This window comes from Streptomyces subrutilus (assembly GCF_008704535.1).
Lineage (GTDB): Bacteria > Actinomycetota > Actinomycetes > Streptomycetales > Streptomycetaceae > Streptomyces > Streptomyces subrutilus.
In genome coordinates, this window is sequence record NZ_CP023701.1 from 3981036 (window position 1) to 4002044 (window position 21009).

Sequence of the window (21009 nt, forward strand, 5' to 3'; positions counted from 1 at the left end):
GGGAGGTGCCGTACCGGCTCTGAACTGGCTCTTTGTTTGCGAAAGTCGAGAGATGTGCCCGTGTAGGGAGGGGGCCTTCCAGGCGGCTTTGGGCCTTTTGAGTGGTGTTTGTCGGAAGATCGGCGCGCGTGGCGGGCGTCGTGCGGTTGCGGCCACATCATGACGAATGTATTCAGATCCGCCCGTCCGAACATCCCGAAATGAGGCAACCGTCATGGCCCACCGCACCACCGTCACCTCGATCTGGACCGCCGTCCTGGCCGCACTCGTGGCCCTCCTCGCGTCCCTCGGCTTCGGCGGCAAGGCTGCCCCGGCCGTCGCCGGTGTCTCCGCCCCCGCCGTCCCGGCCCCCGCGGCCGTCACCGCGCGCCGGGCGGCCGTCACGGCCCGGCGGACCTGGAGGGCGATGATGCGGGGAGGTTCGCTCCCGCCCACCATCAAGCAGCGGATCCGCGCCGAGGCCCATGGCAAGACCCCGTCCGTCCGCCGCTCGACCACCGCCGCCGCCATGGGAGCCGGAGCCGGAGCCGCAGTCGCAGTCGGAGCCGCAGTCGGTTCGGGTTCGCCCGCCGGAATCGTGACCGAGGTCGGAGCCCCCGCCGGCGCCGCCCGGGAAGCGCTCGCCCTCGCCGCGTAGTTCCGTCCGGAGCGTAGGACCCGTAGGACCCGTAGGACCCGTAGGACCTGTAGGACCTGTAGGACCTGTAGGACCTGTAGGACCCGTAGGACTTGTAGGACCGGTAGGACCCCGTAGGACGCGTAGGTCATGAGAGCCACGTAGGACTCGTAGGTCTCGTAGGTCTCGTAGGACTTGTATGACTCGTAGGACATGCAGGGAAGCCGTGACGAGCCGGTGTGGCAGGCGCACGAGCCGCCGTCGCTGAGCAGACGTACGGAAGTCGAGACACGAAGGCATGAAGTCCGTTATCCACAAGCGGACTTGCCGGACGTGGTCGATTGAGAGCGGGACCTGTCGCCGGCCAGTGGTGCGCGCCGAGGAGTCGGTGCGGACGGGTTCGTGCGTACAGGAGTGGTGAGAGAAGCGACCGGCGCTGGAGCCCGGACCCTCGTGGGCCGTGGAGCGCGCCGGGTGGCGCCCCTGTGTGGGGCGCGGACGGACTGCCCCGGCGGATGCCGGGGGCGTGCAGGGGGCGCAAGGCTTGGTACGGCAGGGCCGCATGCCCGGGAGACGGTGGGATCCCGGAGGGCGCGGCTCTTTTCGGCATGTCCGCACACCGTCAGTTTGGCGGAACGCTTCGCCCCTTGCGCGGCAAGGGTTTCAGCGGGCCCGGGTGGGGTGATCTGCGCCGTCGGGGGCGCGAATGAGGTTTATCCGATGTTGGTCATACTTGCGGGGGAATAGTGGTCTCCGGTCTGGTTCGCCGGGGATTCGGTGGGCAACTCTGGTTCCGCGACGTCGTCCCACACGGAACGGCCGAGGCGGTAGGCCAACTGCTCCGGCACAAGTCCCACTTCGAAGTCCCACTTCGGTTTTCTGGAGGATTCACACATGGCAAGCATCCGTACCGCCCGCGTCATCGCCACCGTCGCCGCCCTGCCCCTCGCCGTCGCCCTCTTCGGCGGAGTGGCCACGGCCGACAACGGCTCCTTCGCGAACGACGGATCGAATGCGAGCGTCGCCAGCATCATCGGCAGTGGTGTGGGCGGCAACAACAACGGGAACTCGTCGACCTCGCAGCAGGTGGCGACCGGCTCCGGTGCCTCCAACCAGAACAACACCGCGCAGGTGAACGGCTCGGCCCTCACCCCGATCCACCAGTCGAACTCGAACGTATCGGTCAACTTCCATCCCTGGTGGTAAGGGCGGCTTGACCCCTTCGGGCTGATGAGGGCGCCCGCGCGACCGGACCGGCTGGGGTCCGTCGGCGCGGGCGCCCTCGCGCGTGCCCTGCGGGCGCCGGCGCACGCCCGCCCCTTTGCGGCCTTGACACCACGGGTAAATCTGACGGACAGTCAGGTGCACTCGATGTTGTGATGCCGGGAGGCCAGTGCCGTGCACCTCGCCCCGACCGAAGGCCAGTTGAGGCTCCGCACCGAACTGCGGAACTACTTCCGCGACCTCATGCCGGACGGAGCGCCCGAGGACCCCGGCGGGCAGCGGGAACTCCTGCGCCGCATCGGAGCCGACGGGCTGCTCGGCCTCGGCTGGCCCGTCGAGTACGGCGGCCAAGGCCGGGGAGCGGAAGAGCAGTTCGTCTTCTTCGACGAGGCATACCGGGCCGGCGCACCGGTCTCCATGGTCACGCTCAACACGGTCGGGCCGACCCTGATGAAGTACGGGACTCCGGAGCAGAAGGACTACTTCCTGCCCCGGATCCTCGCCGGCGAGCTCGTCTTCGCCATCGGCTACTCGGAGCCCGAGGCGGGTACCGACCTCGCCGCGCTCCGTACCCGCGCCGTGCGCGACGGCGGCCCGGACGGGGACTGGGTGGTCGACGGGCAGAAGATCTTCACCTCCAACGCGCAGAACGCGGACTGGATCTGGCTGGCCTGCCGCACCGACCCGCAGGCTCCCAAGCACAAGGGCATCTCGATCGTCCTGGTGCCCACACAGGCACCAGGGTTCTCGTGGACCCCCATCGAGACGGTCGGCGGCCTCACGACCACCGCGACGTACTACGACGCGGTGCGCGTGCCCGCCGGCCACCTCGTCGGTCCGGAGCACGGCGGCTGGGGCCTGATCACCAACCAGCTCAACCACGAGCGCGTGGCCCTCGCCGCCATCGGCATGCAGGCCGAGGACTTCTACGACGCCGCCCTCGTCCACGCCCGCACCCCGGACCCGGCCACCGGAGCACGGCCCGCCGATCTCCCCTGGGTACGGTCGCGCCTCGCCGAGGCGCACGCCCGGCTGGCCGCCGTACGCCTCCTGAACTGGCGGCTGGTCCAGGACGTCGGCGGCGGCGACCTGGCGCCGGGGGACGCGAGCGGTGTGAAGTTCCTGGGCACCGAGTCGACCGTCGAGGTGTACCGGATGTGCCAGGAGGTGGTGGGCGAGCAGGCCCTGATCCGGGGCCCCGGGGCGGAGGCGTTCGGGGGCGGCGAGCTGGAGCGGATGAACCGGGCCGCCCAGATCAACACCTTCGGCGGCGGGGTCAGCGAGGTCCAGCGCGAGATCGTCGCCATGATGCGGCTCGGCATGAAGGGGAGGAAGCGATGACGGCGGACGCGGCCGGCGGGGGCGGGTCGGACGGAATACCCGGCACGGTCGGAGCGAGCGGTCCGGGCAGTACGGGAGCTGCGGCTCGGCCAGGTGGTGCGGGTGGTGCAGAGGGCACGCGCGGGCCCGGGACACCAGAGGCACCAGGGTCACCAGAGGTACCTGGGGCACCGGCGACGGCCCCGGGCTCCGCGGTCCGGGAGGGCTTCGGCGACGCGGGTCCGGTGGACGGGGTGGCGCGCGAGCGCGCGGCCGGTGTTCCGGGCGGGCCCGAGGCCGGGCCCGCGGACCCGTTCCACCGGCGGTTGGCCGCCTTCGAGGGGTCTGCGGCGGCGATCGGCGGCCGCGGCAAGGACCCCGTGAACGCTCCGATGATCCGCCACTGGTGCGAGGCGGTGGGCGACGCCAACCCGGCCTACACGGGCCCGGACGCCATCGCTCCGCCGACCATGCTCCAGGCCTGGACGATGGGCGGCCTCTCCGGCCACGGCGACCGCACCTCCGCCTACGACGAGTTGCTCGCGCTCCTCGACGGAGCCGGATACACCTCCGTGGTCGCGACCGACTGCGAGCAGGAGTACCGGCGCCCGCTCCGCCCCGGCGACACGGTCGCCTTCGACGCCGTCATCGAGTCCGTGTCGCCCCGCAAGACGACCAGACTGGGCACCGGCCACTTCGTCACCACGCGCATGGACGTCCGGGTCGACGGCGAGCTCGCCGGTACGCACCGCTTCCGCATCCTCAAGTACGCACCGGCCGCCCGCCCGGACGGGCGGGCCCGTAGCGCCGAGCGGCCCGCGTCCGGTGCCCGGCCCCGGGCGAGCCGTCCCCGGCCGGTGGTCAACCGCGACAACCAGGGCTTCTGGGACGGGGTGCGCGACCGCAAGCTGCTGATCCAGCGCTGCACCGGCTGTTCCGGCCTCCGTTTCCCCTGGCTGCCCGGCTGCCATGCCTGCGGCTCCCCGGCCTGGGACACCGTCGAGGCCTCCGGCGCGGCCACCGTCTTCAGCTACGTCGTCATGCACCACCCGCCCTTCCCGGCCTTCGACCCGCCGTACGCGGTCGCGCTCGTCGAGCTCGCCGAGGGCGTCCGGATGGTCAGCAACATCACCGGTGTCCCGTACGACAAGGTCCGCATCAGCCTGCCCGTCCAACTGGAGTTCCTGACCGTCGACGACGGTCTCGTACTCCCCGTCTTCCGCGGGAGCGAGGCCTGATGGACTTCCACCCCACCGAGGAGCAGGCCGCCGCGGCCGGCCTCGCCGCACGGATCTTCGGCGACCTCGCCACGCACGAACGCCTCGCCGCCGCCGGCACCGGCAGCGACGCCGAGCTGTGGAAGGCACTCACCGCGGCCGGGCTGCCCGCCGCCGTGGAGGACATCGGCCTGCTCGGCCTGGTCCTGCTCCTGGAGGAGCAGGGCCGTAGCACCGCGCAGGTCCCCTTCGCCGCCACCTGCGCCTACGGGGTGCTGCCCGTCGCCGCGCACGGCACCGTCGAGCAGCGCGCCCGGCTGCTCCCGGCCCTGGGCACCGGCGAAGCCGTGGCCACCGGAGCGTTTCCGAACCGCGGCCGGATCACCGCCGATCGCGGTCCCCTGGCCGCCGCCACCGCCGACACCGGCCGCCGCACCGCACAGGGCGGCGTCCGGCTCACCGGAACGGCCCCGGCCGTGCCCTGGCTGCGCGAGGCCACCCACGTACTGGTGCCGGACGCCGACGGCGGGCTGTGGATCGTGCGCACCGACGCACCCGGCGTCCGGACCGCCCCGGTGGAGACCACCGCCCCCTGGTCGGCCGGCCGGCTGACACTGACCGCCGCCGAAGCCGAGCCCCTCGGCGCCGCCGGGGCCTACGAGGCCGTGCTCGCGACCGCCCGTACGGCCTTCGCCGGACTCCAGGCGGGCGTCTGCGCGGGGTCGCTCGCCCGGGCGGTGGAGTACACGGGCGTCCGAGAGCAGTTCGGCCGGCCCCTCTCCACGAACCAGGGCGTGATGCTGCGCGCGGCCGACGCGTACATGGACACCGAGGCGATCCGGGTCACCACGTACGAGGCGGCCTGGCGCGTCGACGAGGGCCTGCCCGCGCGCGAGCACGCGCTGACGGCGGCCTGGTGGGCCTCGGAGGCGGGCAAGCGGGTCGTGCACGCCGGCCAGCACCTGCACGGCGGGATGGGCGCCGACCTGGAGCACCCCGTCCACCGGCACTTCCTCTGGGGGCGGCAGCTGGACGCCTACCTGGGCTGCGGCAGCGAACTGCTGGCCGAGCTGGGCGACGCACTCGCGCAGGAGGGCTGAGACATGCGGGGTGCCGGAGACGCCGAATGCACCGAACACACCGAAGAGATCGAATACATCGAACACACCGAGGACACCGAGGACGCGGGAGACGCAGGGGCCATGGCAGTCGGCGCGATACGGATCGGCACGGAGCTGCCACCGCTGGAGATACCGGTCACCCGCACGCTGATCGTCGCGGGCGCGATCGCCTCCCGCGACTACCAGGACGTGCACCACGACGCGGAACTGGCCCGGGAGAAGGGCTCCCCGGACGTCTTCATGAACATCCTGACCACCAACGGCCTGGTCGGCCGCTACATCACCGACCACCTCGGCCCCCGGGCCGTCCTGCGCAAGGTGGCCATCCGCCTCGGCGCCCCCAACTACCCGGGCGACACGATGACCCTCACTGGTACCGTCACCGCGCTCGACGGGGACACCGCGCAGGTCCGGGTGGTCGGCGCCAACGGCATCGGCCACCACGTCACCGGCACGGTCACGGTCACGCTGGCCCCGGGGAGCCCGGCATGAGCGCCCGCACCCGCGACGAGCTCGGCGGCCGCGCCGCGATCGCCGGCATCGGCGCGACCGAATTCTCCAAGGACTCCGGGCGCAGCGAGCTCACCCTCGCCGTCGAAGCCGTGCACGCGGCCCTCGACGACGCCGGGCTCACCCCGGCCGACGTCGACGGCATGGTCACCTTCACCATGGACACCAGCCCCGAGATCACCGTCGCCCAGGCGGCCGGGATCGGGGAGCTCTCCTTCTTCTCCCGCATCCACTACGGCGGCGGCGCGGCCTGCGCCACCGTGCAGCAGGCCGCCCTCGCCGTCGCCACCGGGGTCGCGGAGGTCGTGGTCTGCTACCGGGCCTTCAACGAGCGCTCCGGGCGCCGCTTCGGCTCCGGCGTCCAGCAGCGCGAGCCCTCGGCGGAGGGTGCGGCCCTCGGCTGGTCGCTGCCGTGGGGTCTGCTGACACCCGCGTCCTGGGTGGCCATGGCCGCACAGCGCTACCTGCACGCGTACAACCTGACGCCCGAGGCCTTCGGGCACGTCGCCGTCACCGACCGCAGGCACGCCGCGAACAACCCCGCCGCCTACTTCCACGGCAAGCCCATCACCCTGGCCGACCACGCGGCCTCGCGCTGGATCGTCGAACCCCTGCGGCTGCTGGACTGCTGCCAGGAGACCGACGGGGGCCAGGCCCTCGTCGTCACCACGGCAGAGCGGGCCCGAGACCTGCGGCAGGCACCCGCCGTGATCACGGCGGCCGCGCAGGGCGCCGGACGCCGCCAGGAGGCCATGACCTCCTTCTACCGCGACGGCCTCACCGGCCTGCCGGAGATGGACGTGGTCGCCCGCCAGCTGTGGCGCACCAGCGGACTGCGGCCCTCGGACATCGACGTCGGCATCCTCTACGACCACTTCACCCCCTTCGTGCTGATGCAGCTGGAGGAGTTCGGCTTCTGCCGTCCGGGCGAGGCCGCGGATTTCGTCGCCGCCGACGCGCTGCCGCTCAACACCCACGGAGGCCAGCTCGGCGAGGCCTACCTGCACGGCATGAACGGCATCGCCGAGGCCGTCCGCCAGCTGCGCGGCACCTCCGCCAACCAGGTGCCGGCAGCGGAGCACGTCCTGGTCACGGCCGGGACCGGGGTCCCGACCTCCGGTCTGATCCTCGGCTCCGACGGCTGAGACCCCGGCTGCGGCGGGCTCCGCCCTCCTCCACCTTCAGGAGGTGGAGCCCGCGCCGCCCCTACAACCTGAGGTGGACCCCCCTTCGGCACCTGCGGCCGATCCCAGGGAGCGGCCGCGCTCCTAGCGTGGAGACATGACCACCCCTGTGTGCACGCTCGCCTCGAATCCGACGCCGTACCCGTCGTTCTCGGCGTACGTCCGGACCCGGGGCACGGCCTTGATGCGCACCGCGCGCTCCCTGACAGCCAACCCCTGTGATGCCGAGGACCTGCTCCAGACGGCGCTCACGAAGACGTACGTCGCCTGGGACCGGATCGAGGACCACCGGGCACTGGACGGCTACGTCCGTCGGGCCCTGGTCAACACCCGCACCTCCCAGTGGCGCAAGCGCAAGGTCGACGAGTTCGCCTGCGACGAGCTTCCCGAGACCGACGAGCCGCCGGCCGCCGATCCCGCGGAGGCCCAGGCGCTGCGGGACGCGATGTGGCGCGCGGTGACCCGGCTCCCCGACCGGCAGCGTGCCATGGTCGTCCTGCGCTACTACGAGGACCTGAGCGAGGCGCAGACCGCCGAACTGCTCGGGGTCTCGATCGGCACGGTGAAGAGCGCCGTGTCCCGCGCGCTGGTCAAGCTGCGCGACGACCCCGAGCTCACCCCGGTCCGCTGAGCGCGCCCGACGCGGCGGTGCGCCGGTCGGCCGCACGCTGTTTCACGTGAAACAGCGGTCCGTGTTTCACGTGAAACACGGACCGTCGCACGTTTCACGTGAAACATCCGGGGTCGTTTCTACTCTCGGGTAGTGACATGCCGACCGGTACGTGCGCAGAATCGGCAGCATCCGAAGCCGCCGCAGCGCCGCAGCGCTCACTGGGAGGACGCTTTGCTGAGCACCATGCAGGACGTACCGCTCCTCGTCACCCGCATACTTCAGCACGGGATGACGATCCACGGAAAGTCCCAGGTCACGACCTGGACCGGGGAGGCCGAGCCGCACCGCCGCAGCTTCGCCGAGATCGGTGCCCGCGCCACCCGCCTCGCGAACGCCCTGCGCGACGAGCTCGGAGTCCGCCAGACGGACCGGGTCGCCACGCTGATGTGGAACAACTCCGAACACGTCGAGGCCTACTTCGCGATCCCGTCGATGGGCGCGGTCCTGCACACGCTGAACCTGCGGCTCCCTCCCGAGCAGCTCGTCTTCATCGTCAACCACGCCGCCGACCGGGTGGTGCTGGTCAACGGCACGCTCCTGCCGCTGCTCGCCCCGCTGCTGCCGCACCTGCCGACCGTCGAACACGTCGTGGTCTCCGGCGTCGGCGACCGCTCCGCGCTCGACGGGCTGGAGGTGCGCCTGCACGAGTACGAGGACCTCCTCGCGGGCCGCCCCGACACCTACGACTGGCCCGAGCTGGACGAGCGGCAGGCCGCCGCCATGTGCTACACCTCCGGCACCACCGGGGACCCCAAGGGCGTGGTCTACTCGCACCGCTCGATCTACCTGCACTCCATGCAGGTCAACATGGCCGAGTCGATGGGACTGACCGACAAGGACACCAGCCTCGTGGTCGTGCCCCAGTTCCACGTGAACGCCTGGGGGCTGCCGCACGCCACCTTCATGACCGGCATCAACATGCTGATGCCGGACCGCTTCCTGCAGCCCGCCCCGCTCGCCGAGATGATCGAGCGGGAGAAGCCGACGCACGCCGCGGCCGTGCCCACCATCTGGCAGGGACTGCTGGCCGAGGTCACCGCCAACCCGCGCGACCTCACCTCCATGAAGCAGGTCACCATCGGCGGCGCGGCCTGCCCGCCCTCCCTGATGGAGGCGTACGACAAGCTCGGCGTGCGCCTCTGCCACGCCTGGGGCATGACCGAGACCTCCCCGCTCGGCACGATGGCGCACCCGCCGGCCGGCCTGAGCGGCGAGGAGGAATGGCCGTACCGGATCACCCAGGGCCGCTTCCCGGCGGGCGTCGAGGCCCGGCTGGTCGGGCCCGGCGGCGACCACCTTCCCTGGGACGGTGAATCGGCGGGCGAGCTGGAGGTCCGCGGCACCTGGATCGCGGGCGCCTACTACGGCGGGGCCGCCGCGGAGCCGGTCCGCCCCGAGGACAAGTTCAGCGCCGACGGCTGGCTCAAGACCGGCGACGTCGGTGTGATCAGCTCCGACGGCTACCTGACCCTCACCGACCGGGCCAAGGACGTCATCAAGTCCGGCGGCGAGTGGATCTCCAGCGTGGAGCTGGAGAACGCGCTGATGGCGCACCCGGAGGTCGCCGAGGCGGCCGTCGTCGCCGTCCCGGACGACAAGTGGGGCGAGCGTCCGCTGGCCACCGTCGTCCTCAAGGAGGGCGCGACCGTGGACTACGCCGCGCTGCGCGCGTTCCTCGCCGGGTCCATCGCCAAGTGGCAGTTGCCGGAGCGCTGGACGCTGGTCGAGGCGGTGCCGAAGACCAGCGTCGGCAAGTTCGACAAGAAGGTGATCCGCAAGCAGTACGCGGACGGCGCGCTGGACGTCACCACGCTGTCCTGACCCCTGACCCCTGACCCCTGACCCCTGACCCCCGACCTCCGCGGCTCCGGTCCGGTTCAGCCCTTCGTGAGCCAGGACCGGAGCAGCCTGCTGACGGCGGGCATGGCCGCGTAGGTCATCAGGGTGCTGAAGACGACCGCGAACGCGGCCGTCCGCAGGACGAAGTTGACGTCCACCAGGTACGGCCCGAGCACCGCGTTGCCGACCAGCGAGATCGGGAAGATGGCCAGCCCGGAGCTGATCGCCATCTTCCACCGCGGCGGCGCGGGCCGGGTCGTACCCGGCTTCGCGAACCACGTCTCCATGCCCTGCAGTTCGCGCCGGGCTATCTCCGTGTGGTGGTGGCCCAGGCAGTTGGAGAACCACTCGGCCCGCTCCGCCGAGTCCTGCCAGCGCCGGAACGCCGCCTGATCGCGGAAGCGGTGCACCAGGAACCACGGCCCGCCCTCCACCGCCGGGCGGAAGAGCCCGTACCCGAGGTGGTCGGGGAACCGCGCGGCCGTCTCCAGGATGCCGTGGGCCCAGGCCTCGAACGTCTCCTCGTGCCCGGGCTCCACCTGCCGCGCGATCAGCAGGTTCACCTCCCCGTTGTCGGCGGGGACGGTCTGCTCGTTCGTCTGGGTGATGGCCATCGGGCCAGGATGACTAGTTGGTCCCGATCTTGGCCAGCAGGTCCACGATGCGGCCCTGCACGTCGGCGGAGGTGGCCCGCTCGGCGAGGAAGAGGACGCTCTCGCCGGAGGCCAGCCGCGGCAGTTGGGCCCGGTCGATGCCGGTCGCCGTGTAGACGACCAGCGGTGTCCGGTTCAGCTGCCCGTTCGCGCGCAGCCAGTCCACGATCCCGGCCCGCCGGCGGCGCACCTGCATCAGGTCCATGACGACCAGGTTGGGCCGCATCCGCGTGGCCAGCTCCACGGCGTCGGTGTCGGCGCCCGCCCGCGCGACCTGCATCCCGCGCCGCTCCAGGGCGGCGGTCAGGGCGGTCGCGATCTCGTCGTGCTCCTCGATCAGCAGCACCCGGGAGGGGTGCTGTTCGCTGTCGCGGGGCGCGAGCGCCTTGAGCAGGACGGCCGGGTCGGCGCCGTACGCCGCCTCCCGCGTGGCGTGCCCCAGCCCGGCCGTGACCAGGACGGGCACCTCGGCGGCCACCGCGGCCTGCCGCAGCGCCTGCAGGGCGGTACGGGTGATCGGCCCGGTCAGCGGGTCCACGAACAGCGCGGCGGGGAACGCGGCGATCTGCGCGTCCACCTCCTCGCGGGAGTGCACGATCACCGGACGGTAGCCGCGGTCGCTGAGCGCCTGCTGGGTCTGCACGTCCGGCGCGGGCCACACCAGCAGCCGGCGCGGGTTGTCCAGCGGCTCCGGCGGCAGCTCGTCGTCCACCGGCCGCGGTACGGGCCGGTTGACCACCTCGACGGCGCCGCCCGGGCCGTCCAGCGGCTCGGGACCCTCGTCGGAGCCCGCCTCGGGAGCCCCTATGGCGAACGCCCGGCCCTGCGGCGCGGGCTCGGCGAGGCGGCGCCGACGGCCCGAACCCGTGCCGTTCGGGTCCACCGAGACGCCCTGGCCCAGGGTGCCGAGGGCCCGCACGCTGATCGGTTGCGCCGCCTGACCCTCTTCCGGCGCGCCCTGCGGCTGCCGGGCCCCGGGGACCGGGGTGGCACCGGAGGCGTCCTCGTCCTCGGCGGCCGTCCGCGCCGCTGGGGCCGGCCAGGCCGGTGTCGCCGGGAGGGCACGCCGACGCCCGGTCGGCGTGACGGGCTCCGCCACGGCGTCGGCGCTCGGTGCGGCGGCCTCGGGCTCGGCCCCGGGCGCGCCCAGCACCCGGCGTCCGCGCCGTCCGCCGGGCGCGTCGGAGTCCGCCTCGGCGGGAGCGGGAGCCGGGTCGGCCGCAACGGGAGCCGGCGGGGCGGGCGGAGCCGGCGTGGGACCGGCCGGCAGGGCGAAGCCGCCTTCGGGGGCGATGGGCCGGGAGGGCGCCTGCCCCGGAGCGGACGCCGACCGCAGCCCCGTCGCCGGCACGGGGCCCGCGGGCTGCGCGGGACCCGCCGCGCCCAGGGCCCGCCGCCGTCCGGCGGGGTGGTCGGCCGCCGGAACCGGCGGCAGCGTGGGCACCGCGGCCCCGGGAGGTACCGCAGCCGCGGGAGGCACGGGCGGGAGCGCGGGTACGGGAGGCAGCGCGGGCACGCCCGAGCCCCGCGGCCCCCCGGGCCGACCCTGGCCCGCCGGCCCGTCGCCACCGCTGTAGCCACCACTGTTGCCGTTGCCGTTGCCGTTGCCGTTGCCGCTGTCGTCGCCGGCCCGGCCGCGCCGGCGTCCGGTACCGAGTCCGGCCGGGTTCACCGGGGACTGGTCGAGTCCCGAGCCGCTCTCGCCTTCCGCCGCTCCGCCCGCCCTGCGCCGTCCCGCCGACAGCGCCAGCGCGCCGCCGCCTTCGGGGCCGGGGGCGTTCGGCGTGCCGGGGCCGGCGGCCTCGGCCGCGTCGTCCAGGAAGGCGTCCACACCGCGCCGGGCCCGTCGTCCGGCGGCGGCCTCCGGGGCGCCGGGCCCGTTCGGGGCGTCCGGGCCGGGCTTGCCGGCCGGGGGCTCCTGGGCCGGCTCCGGCAGGGTCACCGTTCCGGCTCCCGAGCCCAGGGGCAGCTCCAGCACGTAGGCCCCGCCGGGCGCGCCCGGCACCTCGACCGTCTGGAGCACACCGCCGTGCGCGGCGACGATGCCCCGCACGATCGGCTCGTGCACCGGGTTCCCGCCCTCGTACGGTCCGCGCACCTCGATCCGTACGACGTCACCGCGCTGCGCGGCGGCCACCACGATCGTCGAGTCCCCGTACCCGCTGCCCTGGGCCGTCTTGCCGGTGGCGTCCACCCCGGCGACGTCCGCGACCAGGTGCGCGAGGGCGGTCGCGATGCGTTCCGCGTCCACCTCGGCCTCGATGGTCGGCGCGTGCACGGCGAACTGCGCGCGCCCCGGCCCGATCAGTTCGACCGCGCCGTCGACGCCGGCCGTGACCACCCCGTTGATCAGGACCTTCTTCTTCCTGAGCCGGTCGCCGCCGGAGTCGAGGCGCTGGAAGCCGAGCACGTTGTCCACGAGCGTGGTCATCCGCGAGTACCCGGCGGCCAGGTGGTGCAGCAGCTGGTTGGCCTCGGGCCACAGCTGTCCCGCGTCGTCGGCGGCCAGCGTGGCCAGCTCCCCGCGCAGTTCGTCCAGCGGGCCGCGCAGCGAGTCGCCGAGGACGGCCAGCAGCTGGGCGTGGCGTGCGGCCAGGGCGTCGTAGGGCCGGCGGTCGGTGAAGGTCATGACGGCGCCGACGAGCTGCTCCCCGTCCCGTACGGGCGAGGTGGTCAGGTCCACGGCGACCGGCTGCCCGGCCTTGTTCCACAGCACTTGGCCGCGCACCCGGTGCTTGCGCCCGCTGCGCAGGGTGTCGGCGAGCGGGGACTCCTCGAAGGGGAACGGCGAGCCGTCCGCCCGGGAGTGCTGGACCAGCCCGTGCAGTTCGCGGTTGCCGAGGTCGGTGGCGCGGTAGCCGAGGATCTGGGCGGCGGCCGGGTTGACCAGGACGACGCGGCCGTCGGTGTCCGTGCCCACGACGCCCTCGGCGGCGGCCCGCAGGATCATCTCGGTCTGCCGCTGGGAGCGGGCCAGCTCGGCCTCGGTGTCCACGGTCTGGGAGAGGTCCCGTACGACGAGCATCAGCAGTTCGTCGCCGGTGTAGGCGGGTTGCGGCTCGCGGTAGGCGTCGCGCCCGTCGAGGTGGGCGCTGGTGACCTCGACGGGGAACTCGCTGCCGTCGGTGCGCCGGGCCGTCATCCGGGTGGGCTTGGTCCGGCCGCCCTCGTCCTCGCCGGGCCGGCGCATGGAGCCGGGGATCAGCTTGGAGTCGAACTCCGGCAGCAGGTCCAGCAGCCCGCGGCCGACGAGCCCGGTCCCCGGGCTCTCCATGACTTCGAGAGCGATCGAATTGGCGTTGACGACCGTGCCGTTGGCGTTGACGAGCAACAGCGCGTCCGGAAGGGCGTCGAGTATTGCTGCGAGGCGAGCAGCGCCTCGGGATGGCCTGCTGCTCACGACGAGCTTCCTCCCTGACCACAACTACCGGCAAGTCACGGGAGGAGTCTAAGGCCACCGCCCCGCGGCGGGGTGGCGGATGCGGGGTGGATACCGCCCATCCCGCACATCCTCCCAGGTCAGGAACGCCCACTCGGAAGCAGAGGTTCCAACTCGTCCCAACGGCTGATTTCGCATCCGTTGGTGCGGCGGAAGGTCGCGTCCACCTTCTGTCCGTGCCAGGTGCCGGTGATCCGGGCGGTGGCCGGGCCTCCGTACTGCATGGTGCAGATCTGCCGGTCGGAGACGGGGGCGAACGGATTCCTCCCCTCCTGCGAGAGGTGCTCCAGCCGGGCGCAGGCCTGCTCCTTCTGGGGGTGGTCGCCGCCGGCGGGGTCGCATTCGAGCCGGTACTCGCGGTCCAACCGGGGGTTGCCGGTGTCGGTCATGGCGATGGTGAGGCGGTCGGGTGCCGTCAGCAGCCCGGCCAGGGGCAGCGGGGGCAGCGGCCCGGCCGCCGCGGCGGCCAGGGCGGAGGTGACGGCGAAGGCGGCGAGACGCAACATGGGCACTCCAGGTCGTCCGTACGTCGTACGCCTGACCAACGACGCGCGTGCGCCGATGTTGCGTGCCGGAGGGCTCTAAGGCTTTGCCCTACGGCCTCGCGGCCTTGTACCGTGGGACCGGATTGGTGACCGGCCCCGCGCCTGTGTCATCATCTGCACGCACCTTCGTACGCGAGGGTGTGCTGGAGGCGTCGCCTAGTCCGGTCTATGGCGCCGCACTGCTAATGCGGTTTGGGGCTTACCCCCCATCGAGGGTTCAAATCCCTCCGCCTCCGCACCTGAGAAGCCCCGGTCCGCATGGACCGGGGCTTCGGTGTTTTCCGGACGCGCCGACCGTCCGCTCCGACCTGTGTGCGAGCCCGCCGCCCTCATCCGGATGATCTTCTTCCAGGGCGTTTCCGCAGGTCAAGCGTGGTTTGGCCAATGGATTTCGCGTCCCGGCGAGGTCCATGTATTGTTGTTCTCGCAAGGCCAACGGGGCGCAAAACCCCAGCAGGCCAAGCACTCGTAGCTTAACGGATAGAGCATCTGACTACGGATCAGAAGGTTGCAGGTTCGAATCCTGCCGAGTGCACAGCAGCTCAGAGGGCCCGGACGAAAGTCCGGGCCCTCTGGCGTTTCCGCCGTACAGCAGCGAAGTACAGCAACCGCCTCAGCCGCTGCCACCCATCGCGGAGGACAGCCGGTCCAGGGCGTCCCGCACGTCCTCGTCGCCGGCCGCCGCGTAGACCTCCATCGTCATGGTGATCTGCGAGTGCCGCAGAATTCGCTGCGCCACCTTCGGGTGGACCTTGAGCACGACCAGGAGCGCCGCGCACGTGTGCCGGGTGTTCCGCAGCGGGATCACGCGAAGGCCGGCGCGAAGTGCCCGCAGGCCGAACATCCGGGTCAGGTTCCCCGGCTCGATCGGGGTCCCGTGCTTCGTCGTGAAGATCAGCCCGTGGCTGTCCTGCCACAGCTCCCCGGCAGCCTTGCGATCACCGAGCTGCTGGGCCCGCCGCATCCGGAGCGCCTTCAGGCAGAGCGCCGGCAGCGGCAGGAAGTCGTCCGACTCCTCCGTCTTGGTCTCCCGGTGCAGGATCTCCCGCCCGGCCCGCTGGATCTGGTGATCGACGTACAGCTCCCCGGCTTCGAGGTCGACGGACTTCCACGTCAGGCCCAGCACCTCCCCGCGTCGCAGCCCGAGGCAGAGCACGAGCACCCAGGCGGCGAACAGGTGGTCGTCCCGGTCCGCCGCATCGGCGAGGAACTGGCCGGCTTCGGCCACGGACCAAGGCTTGATCCGGCGACGCCGGGGCTTGGGCACCTTCACGAGGGAGGCCACGTTCTTGCCGATCTCCTCCTCGGTCACGGCGTGCGTCAGAGCAGCCCGCAGGGCATCACGCGAGCCCTGGATCACGCGCCGGGACGGGTACGACTCGCAGCACTCCCCGATGGCACAGCACCGCCGGCTTGCGGTGGCGCGCTTCGCGTCCTTGCCCTGGGCGCAGCACTGGCAGATGGCCGACAGCTTGGTCAGCCACTCGCGGACGTCTCGGACGGTCAGCTTGTCGAGCCGCTTCGTGCCGAGGTGCGGGGCGATGTAGAGCCGGACGTACCCCTCGTACGAGACGTAGGAGAGCGGGGCCAGGTTGGGCTTCACGATCGAGTCCAGCCAGTACGAGAGGAAGACGGCGAGCGTCCGGTGCCGAGTCGCGACCGGTCCCTTCTTCGCCTCCGCGTGCAGGTTGAGCCACTTCTCGTGGACCTCTTCGCGGGTCTTGCCGTAGGCGTACTTCCGGGCCCGCTTGCCGTCCGGCTTTGTCACCCAGACGTAGGCGGCGTAGCCGTTCTTGTACGGGTAGATCGAGCCCTCGCCGTTGCCGCGCTTGCCGCTCATGCCGCCCACCCTTCAGCGCCGGCGGAGATGCGGTCGACGTACTCGTCCACCCAGGCCGGAAGGATGCGGCGGTTGCGGCCGATCTTCACCGAACGGATCTCCCCGGTCAGTACGAGCATCTTGGTCTTGGACAGGCCGAAGCCGAGCATGTCGGCGACCTCGGCGCTGGTGTGCCACTTCCGTTGGATGACTACGGCAGCCACGCGGTCTCTCCTTCCAGTTCGGCCCGCATCTCGTGGGCGTGTTCGCGGTTGTGCTGGAGGTCCCGGCGGACGTTGGCGGCGAGCCAGGATTCGCCGGGGGTGGAGCCGTGGCCGGCGTAGGACCAGTGGGCGATCACGAGGAGGGTTGCCTCGGGGTGGTCGTCGGGGTCGGGCAGGCCGAGGGAGGCGCGCTGTTGGGCGGCTCGGTAGTCGGCGCGGACCTGGCGTAAGGCGCCGAGGGTGGTCGAGTAGCGGCGGGACTTGGTGGAGAAGTGGCCGCGGAAGCCGAGCATGTGAGCCCAGGCCCGTAAGCGCCGGTCGGGGTAGGCCCGGTCGAGGTCCATGCAGGCTTCCATGAGCCGCCGGGGGTGGTCGGGCACGCCGAGGAGGAGTAGGGCCTCCTTGTTGCCCACGGGGTGGTCCACGGTTCCGGTGGTCTCAGCGGCTTTGGTGGCGTACTTGGCGACGTAGGAGGCGACCGCCTGTTCCGTCAGGTCCTCGCCGTTGCCGAAGGCGCCGATGGGCTGGACGTCGAGCTGATCGCCCCACAGCAGTACCCGGTCGTCAGGTACGCCGTGGTCCGGAGCGGCCGGCACGACCACGCGGGCGCGAGGGGATGCGGCCCGGATGGCGTCGGTGAGCAGGTCGAGGGTGGCCCACGGGGGCGGGGGGCTGTCGGGGCCGTCCGGTCCGTCGAAGCGGATGACGGCGTGGAAGTGGACGGCGCCGCGTTTCTGGTACTCGGCGACCTTGCCGAAGGAGACGCGGGACTGTTCGCGGGCGGCTTTCTGGGTGAGTCCGGCGCGGGCGGCGATCTCGCGGCGGAGGTAGATCGTGAAGTAGCGCCAAAGCTCGGAGGCGTGGTTGTTCCACAGCACGGCGCCCGCGTAGTCGTACGTGGTCGGGTCGAGCGGTGTTCCCAGTTCCTCGGCGCCCTCGGGGTGCCGGGTGCCGCAGCGGCAGGGCCGGTTGCCAGGCCGGTTGTGGACGGGGCCGAAGGAGGGGGCGGTGAGGGTGGCGAAGACCCGAGGGTGATCGCGGATCGTCTCGGGGGTGCCCTTGGCCGGGTCCCCGGTGAGGCCGGCGCGGATGAGGTGGTAGGTGTCGCCGGCGTAGGTCCAGGCGCAGGCGGGGCAGCGGGAGGCCCGGCGGTTGCCGCAGGCGACGCGCAGGACCCCGCCGGGTTCGGTGTCGGTGGTGTAGGCGTGGATCACGGTGTGGGTGGCGGGGTGGAGGAGCTTGGTCCCGCCGGAGAGGCGGATCGGGGCGGCACATCCTCCGGTGCGGCGGATCTGTTCCTGGAGGCGGTCGAAGCCGGGATCCCCGGCCACCTTGAGCAGGTCGCTCAGGGTGGCCGGGTCCAGGCCCGCCGCAGTGGCGGTGTCGGTCACGCGGCCACCTCTAGTCGGGCCGGTACCAGCGAACGCAGGACGGCGGCGGCGAGAGGCGCGGGGACGGCGTTGCCGATCTGCTCGAACTGCTTCGTGCGGGAACCCGCCCACGGGTAGTCGGGGACGAAGCCCTGAAGGACGGATGCCTCCATGACGGACAGGCGCCGGACCGGAGTGCCGTCGGCGTCGATCCAGGAGACGTCGTTAAGGGCCTTGGCGAACAGGAGGGTAGGTGCGGGCTGGTCGAGCCGGCGACGGGTCGAAGCGGGCCGGTTGCCGACCCGGAGCATCCACGACCGGGCACGGCCGGTGAGCGCCCAGGAGGGGCCGGTGGTGGGGAAGCGGCTGCCGCCGGTGGTGTGGTTCCCGCGAGTGATCACGTCTCCCGGCGGGCATCCCAGCACGTCGCGCATGGTCCGCCAGGACGGGAGACCGTCGTTGAAGAGATCGGCCGGAGTGCCGCCGTCGGCGTGCGTGGGTGCCGGCGGAAGGGCGGGGCGAGTTCGGGAGGCGATGAGGAAGGCACGGCGCCGGGTCTGCGCCAAGCCGAAGTCGGCGGCGTTGAGCACGCCGGCCCACACCGAGTAGCCGACGCCGGCCAAGAGACGCGCGGTGTGCTCGAAGAGCGGCAGCACCGCGGGTACCTCTTCCAGAGCGATCCACTCCGGGCGCAAGTCGAGGGCGTAGCGCAGGGGCTCGACGACGAGCAGCGAACGCAAGTCCGTGCAGCTGGCCCGCAAGGTGCTGCGGGTATCGTGCCCGCGGGCGAGGTCGTCCAAGACCTGGTGGCACATGGGCAGATCGGTGTTTCCGGCGCGGAGGCCGGCGGCGCTGAACGTCTGGCAGGGCGGGGAGGCGATCAGCCCGGTCACCTTCCCGCGGAGCGGGGCGGTGGGATAGGCGGCGACATCGGCACGGATCGTGCGGTGCCCAGCGGCGGCGCGGGTCGCGCAGACCGCGCTGTCGATCTCGATACCGATGTCCCGGTGCCCGAGCGAGCGCAGTCCCTCGGACCAGCCTCCGGGGCCGGCGAACAGATCTACGATCTGGGGACTTGTGGTCACGACTTGGCCCCCTTCGTGTGGGCGGCGCCGTGGTTGGCGGTCCAACCGGAGACCAGGGCACCGACCTGGGCGTCGCCCTTGGCGGTGGCGGAGGCGCCGCAGTGGCAGACGGCGGACGCGGTGGCGGGCTCGGACGGGGAGGGCTTGCTCACGTGCAGGCCGGGCGCGTTGTTCGCGGGCGTGAGGTTCGGCACGGGGCTCACCTACCGATCCGGACGGGCACGGCGAGAACGGTGTGGCCGAGTCCCTGGCAGGCGCGGCAGTGGACCCGGATGGTGGTCCGCGCGCCGTCAGGGGTCCGGGTGCCGGTGGTGATCGTGGCGGTGGCGAAGCCGTCGCAGTCGCGGCAGACGGGCTTGGGCTGGGAGTGCTGGGGCATGATGAGGCTTCCCTTTCGGGTCCGTTGGAACTGGAGGGGGTCCAGGCGCCCGGGGCGGCGGAAGTTTGGCGACCGAGGCCGCCCCGGGGGCCGTTCAGTGCTTGTGCATGTCCTTCACGAGCAGACGCAGGACCACCGCGATTACGGCGACGGAGACGCCGGTGATGGCGACCGCCAAGAGCATCGAGACGAGGACAGCTCCGACGACGAGGACGACGGCGCCTCCGCCGGCGGCGAGGGCGACCGCGCTGCCGGGGGTGAGCTGGACCGTGGTGCGGGCTGGGGCGATGGGCGCCGCAGCCGAGTTGTGGCGGTCGCGGCCCATCGGCGCGGACTCACGGGTGGACTCGACGCCGGAGGGCTGTGCGAGCGGGGTGACTATGCCGGTCGGGAGCGGGTTGACCGGGATGCGCGATCGAAACATGGTGGGATCTCCCTACTTGGTGATCGGGTCGATGAGCGGGGCGAGGAAACTGTTGGCGAGGAGGTAGCCACCGATGAGGATCACGGCCACGAGCCACAGCGGCGGGCGGATGAGCTTGTAGCCGAGGACGCCGACGACGATCAGGGCGAGCCAGAGCGGTACGTCCATGACGCGGGTCTCCTTGTGATCAGCGCGGGTTGCAGCGGTGGGTGCGGGCGGCGAGTTCGGCGCCGGCGCGACTGCGGTAGTCGGCAGAGAAGTCGCAGCCGGGGGCCGTGCAGACGGCGGTGTGCAGGGTGCGGCCCCGGCCGTCGCTGTGGCTGCCGACCCTCACGGGGCCGATGCGTATGACCTGGTAGAAGCGGTTCGGGCGCACGGGTCTGTCTCCTGTCGTGTCAGGTGAGTTGGACGGCGATGGCATCCGCCAGCGCGGGCGGGACGCCGAGGCGATTGCGCAGAGTCGCTGTGTCGATCGGGGTCCCGGTCTGTGCCTGGTGGGTGTCCGCGATCTTCTGGGCGTGGTCGAGCAGGGCGGGCGGGACAGGCACGGCGGGCGGGAGCGGAGCGGGCTCCGGCGGTGCGGACTGCGGAGCGGGATCGGGCGGCGGCAGCTCATGAGCCGGTTCCGGCGCGCGCTCCACGGTCACGTCCGGCGAGGGCTCGACGTGGGGCTGGTCCGTGGGCTCCGGCTCCCGGACCGGGGCGGGAGCGTGTGCGAGGAGCGTGCCGCCGAGGAAGGCGAGTGCAGGCCAGCCGGCGACGAGGATGCGCAGCCAGGGCGGGACGTCGTTCAGGTCGAGTAGTCCGGCGGTGGCCACGTTGGCGCCGAGCGATGCGACGAGGGCGATGGCGAACCACAGCCAGGCATCGCGATTCTCCGTGTCCGTACGCATCCGGCGCCATGCGGCGACCAACAGCAGGTCGACGCTGACCGGGTATGCCCAGGCCTTCCAACCGTCCTGTCCGGCCGCAGCTGCCAGATCGTGGAGATGGGCGAAGGACAGTGCTCCGGCGATGACGGCCTGGATGAGCACGGGGTCGAGGCGGAAAGTGCGGGACACCGGGTCACCTCCTTTCGGGGAGACCGGTGCCGATTCCTGTGCTCCGGCACCGGCGGATTCGGGGAAGGGTCAGGCGGTGCCGGCGCCGAGGCAGGTCGGGCACAGTCCGGTCTGCGTGGCGCCGATTTCGCGGCGCTTACGGCCGACCCGGACGGTCGTGGTGGTCTCTCCCGATCCGGCGCAGGTGTCGCACTTCTCGGCGGCCGGGGTGGGCTTGGGCGAGCGGCTCCGTCGGGTCGGGGTCTTCTGCTCGGGGGTCATGGCGGTTCCCTTCGGCTTCGGGCATGGGTCGGGTAGGGACCTGAC

At 72.2% G+C, this 21009-nt stretch carries 23 protein-coding genes and 2 tRNA genes; 11 read left to right on the forward strand and 14 right to left on the reverse strand.

From position 1 onward, the window contains the following. The first annotated feature begins 214 nt into the window (after nucleotides 1–214). The 9 genes from CP968_RS17390 to CP968_RS17435 all read left to right on the forward strand — a co-directional run bounded on the left by CP968_RS17390 (nucleotide 215) and on the right by CP968_RS17435 (nucleotide 9686). Nucleotides 215–637, forward strand: coding sequence for a DUF6344 domain-containing protein (locus tag CP968_RS17390; protein ID WP_229886404.1), 423 nt, complete (start codon nucleotides 215–217; stop codon nucleotides 635–637). An 873-nt stretch (nucleotides 638–1510) separates the two neighbouring features. Beyond that, entirely contained in the window at nucleotides 1511–1822 is a 312-nt protein-coding gene (locus tag CP968_RS17400) for a hypothetical protein (protein ID WP_150518901.1), read from the forward strand. 192 nt (nucleotides 1823–2014) lie between these two features. Continuing rightward, the gene (locus CP968_RS17405) at nucleotides 2015–3181 is read left to right on the forward strand and encodes an acyl-CoA dehydrogenase family protein (RefSeq protein ID WP_150518902.1); all 1167 of its coding nucleotides are present in this window, start codon (nucleotides 2015–2017) and stop codon (nucleotides 3179–3181) included. Nucleotides 3182–3414: 233 nt separating this feature from the next. After that, the gene (locus tag CP968_RS17410; RefSeq protein WP_150518903.1) at nucleotides 3415–4398 is read left to right on the forward strand and encodes a bifunctional MaoC family dehydratase N-terminal/OB-fold nucleic acid binding domain-containing protein; all 984 of its coding nucleotides are present in this window, start codon (nucleotides 3415–3417) and stop codon (nucleotides 4396–4398) included. Next, on the forward strand, nucleotides 4398–5477 hold the full coding sequence (locus CP968_RS17415) for an acyl-CoA dehydrogenase family protein (RefSeq protein ID WP_150518904.1): 1080 nt from the start codon (nucleotides 4398–4400) through the stop codon (nucleotides 5475–5477). Before CP968_RS17410 ends, CP968_RS17415 begins: the two co-directional genes overlap by 1 nt. Before the next feature lie 102 nt (nucleotides 5478–5579). After that, nucleotides 5580–5990, forward strand: coding sequence for a MaoC family dehydratase (locus CP968_RS17420; RefSeq protein ID WP_150521962.1), 411 nt, complete (start codon nucleotides 5580–5582; stop codon nucleotides 5988–5990). Next, entirely contained in the window at nucleotides 5987–7153 is a 1167-nt protein-coding gene (locus CP968_RS17425) for a lipid-transfer protein (RefSeq protein ID WP_150518905.1), read from the forward strand. The genes CP968_RS17420 and CP968_RS17425 overlap by 4 nt, the downstream gene beginning before the upstream one ends. 136 nt (nucleotides 7154–7289) lie before the next feature. After that, nucleotides 7290–7823, forward strand: a complete 534-nt coding sequence (locus CP968_RS17430) for a SigE family RNA polymerase sigma factor (protein ID WP_150518906.1) — start codon at nucleotides 7290–7292, stop codon at nucleotides 7821–7823. 213 nt (nucleotides 7824–8036) lie between these two features. Next, a complete protein-coding gene (locus CP968_RS17435; RefSeq protein WP_150518907.1) occupies nucleotides 8037–9686 on the forward strand; it encodes a long-chain fatty acid--CoA ligase in 1650 nt (549 codons plus the stop codon). Between the two features lie 56 nt (nucleotides 9687–9742). On the opposite strand, the gene CP968_RS17440 is transcribed toward CP968_RS17435, so the two are convergent. The 3 genes from CP968_RS17440 to CP968_RS17450 form a co-directional block, all read right to left on the reverse strand. Continuing rightward, complete coding sequence (locus CP968_RS17440; RefSeq protein ID WP_150518908.1) at nucleotides 9743–10318, reverse strand: antibiotic biosynthesis monooxygenase; 576 nt, start codon at nucleotides 10316–10318, stop codon at nucleotides 9743–9745. Between the two features lie 13 nt (nucleotides 10319–10331). Further along, the gene (locus CP968_RS17445) at nucleotides 10332–13757 is read right to left on the reverse strand and encodes a response regulator (protein ID WP_150518909.1); all 3426 of its coding nucleotides are present in this window, start codon (nucleotides 13755–13757) and stop codon (nucleotides 10332–10334) included. Nucleotides 13758–13876: 119 nt separating this feature from the next. Then, nucleotides 13877–14302: an SSI family serine proteinase inhibitor gene (locus tag CP968_RS17450; RefSeq protein WP_150518910.1), complete on the reverse strand. Its 426-nt coding sequence runs from the start codon at nucleotides 14300–14302 to the stop codon at nucleotides 13877–13879. Between the two features lie 184 nt (nucleotides 14303–14486). Here CP968_RS17450 and CP968_RS17455 point away from each other — a divergent pair. Beyond that, a tRNA-Ser gene (locus tag CP968_RS17455) sits at nucleotides 14487–14577 on the forward strand. A gap of 226 nt (nucleotides 14578–14803) precedes the next feature. Then, a tRNA-Arg gene (locus CP968_RS17460) sits at nucleotides 14804–14876 on the forward strand. A gap of 78 nt (nucleotides 14877–14954) precedes the next feature. On the opposite strand, the gene CP968_RS17465 is transcribed toward CP968_RS17460, so the two are convergent. From CP968_RS17465 to CP968_RS17510, 11 genes are all read right to left on the reverse strand, one after another. After that, nucleotides 14955–16181: a site-specific integrase gene (locus CP968_RS17465; RefSeq protein WP_150518911.1), complete on the reverse strand. Its 1227-nt coding sequence runs from the start codon at nucleotides 16179–16181 to the stop codon at nucleotides 14955–14957. Next, nucleotides 16178–16384, reverse strand: coding sequence for an excisionase family DNA-binding protein (locus CP968_RS17470; RefSeq protein WP_150518912.1), 207 nt, complete (start codon nucleotides 16382–16384; stop codon nucleotides 16178–16180). The genes CP968_RS17465 and CP968_RS17470 overlap by 4 nt, the downstream gene beginning before the upstream one ends. Next, nucleotides 16372–17775, reverse strand: coding sequence for a replication initiator protein RepSA (gene repSA / locus CP968_RS17475; protein ID WP_150518913.1), 1404 nt, complete (start codon nucleotides 17773–17775; stop codon nucleotides 16372–16374). The genes CP968_RS17470 and repSA overlap by 13 nt, the downstream gene beginning before the upstream one ends. Further along, nucleotides 17772–18839: a DNA cytosine methyltransferase gene (locus CP968_RS17480; RefSeq protein WP_229886407.1), complete on the reverse strand. Its 1068-nt coding sequence runs from the start codon at nucleotides 18837–18839 to the stop codon at nucleotides 17772–17774. The genes repSA and CP968_RS17480 overlap by 4 nt, the downstream gene beginning before the upstream one ends. Continuing rightward, a complete protein-coding gene (locus tag CP968_RS17485) occupies nucleotides 18836–19033 on the reverse strand; it encodes a hypothetical protein (protein ID WP_150518914.1) in 198 nt (65 codons plus the stop codon). Before CP968_RS17485 ends, CP968_RS17480 begins: the two co-directional genes overlap by 4 nt. Nucleotides 19034–19038: 5 nt before the next feature. Next, on the reverse strand, nucleotides 19039–19218 hold the full coding sequence (locus CP968_RS17490; protein ID WP_150518915.1) for a hypothetical protein: 180 nt from the start codon (nucleotides 19216–19218) through the stop codon (nucleotides 19039–19041). 94 nt (nucleotides 19219–19312) lie between these two features. Next, nucleotides 19313–19642 (reverse strand): SpdD-like protein, encoded by a 330-nt coding sequence (locus CP968_RS17495; RefSeq protein ID WP_150518916.1) that lies wholly within the window; start codon nucleotides 19640–19642, stop codon nucleotides 19313–19315. Nucleotides 19643–19654: 12 nt separating this feature from the next. Further along, complete coding sequence (locus tag CP968_RS34115; protein WP_167536814.1) at nucleotides 19655–19810, reverse strand: hypothetical protein; 156 nt, start codon at nucleotides 19808–19810, stop codon at nucleotides 19655–19657. Between the two features lie 19 nt (nucleotides 19811–19829). Beyond that, the gene (locus tag CP968_RS17500; RefSeq protein WP_229886409.1) at nucleotides 19830–20018 is read right to left on the reverse strand and encodes a mobile element transfer protein; all 189 of its coding nucleotides are present in this window, start codon (nucleotides 20016–20018) and stop codon (nucleotides 19830–19832) included. A 19-nt stretch (nucleotides 20019–20037) separates the two neighbouring features. Continuing rightward, the gene (locus tag CP968_RS17505; RefSeq protein ID WP_150518918.1) at nucleotides 20038–20703 is read right to left on the reverse strand and encodes a DUF2637 domain-containing protein; all 666 of its coding nucleotides are present in this window, start codon (nucleotides 20701–20703) and stop codon (nucleotides 20038–20040) included. Between the two features lie 69 nt (nucleotides 20704–20772). Beyond that, nucleotides 20773–20964 (reverse strand): hypothetical protein, encoded by a 192-nt coding sequence (locus CP968_RS17510; protein ID WP_150518919.1) that lies wholly within the window; start codon nucleotides 20962–20964, stop codon nucleotides 20773–20775. Between the last annotated feature and the right edge of the window lie 45 nt (nucleotides 20965–21009).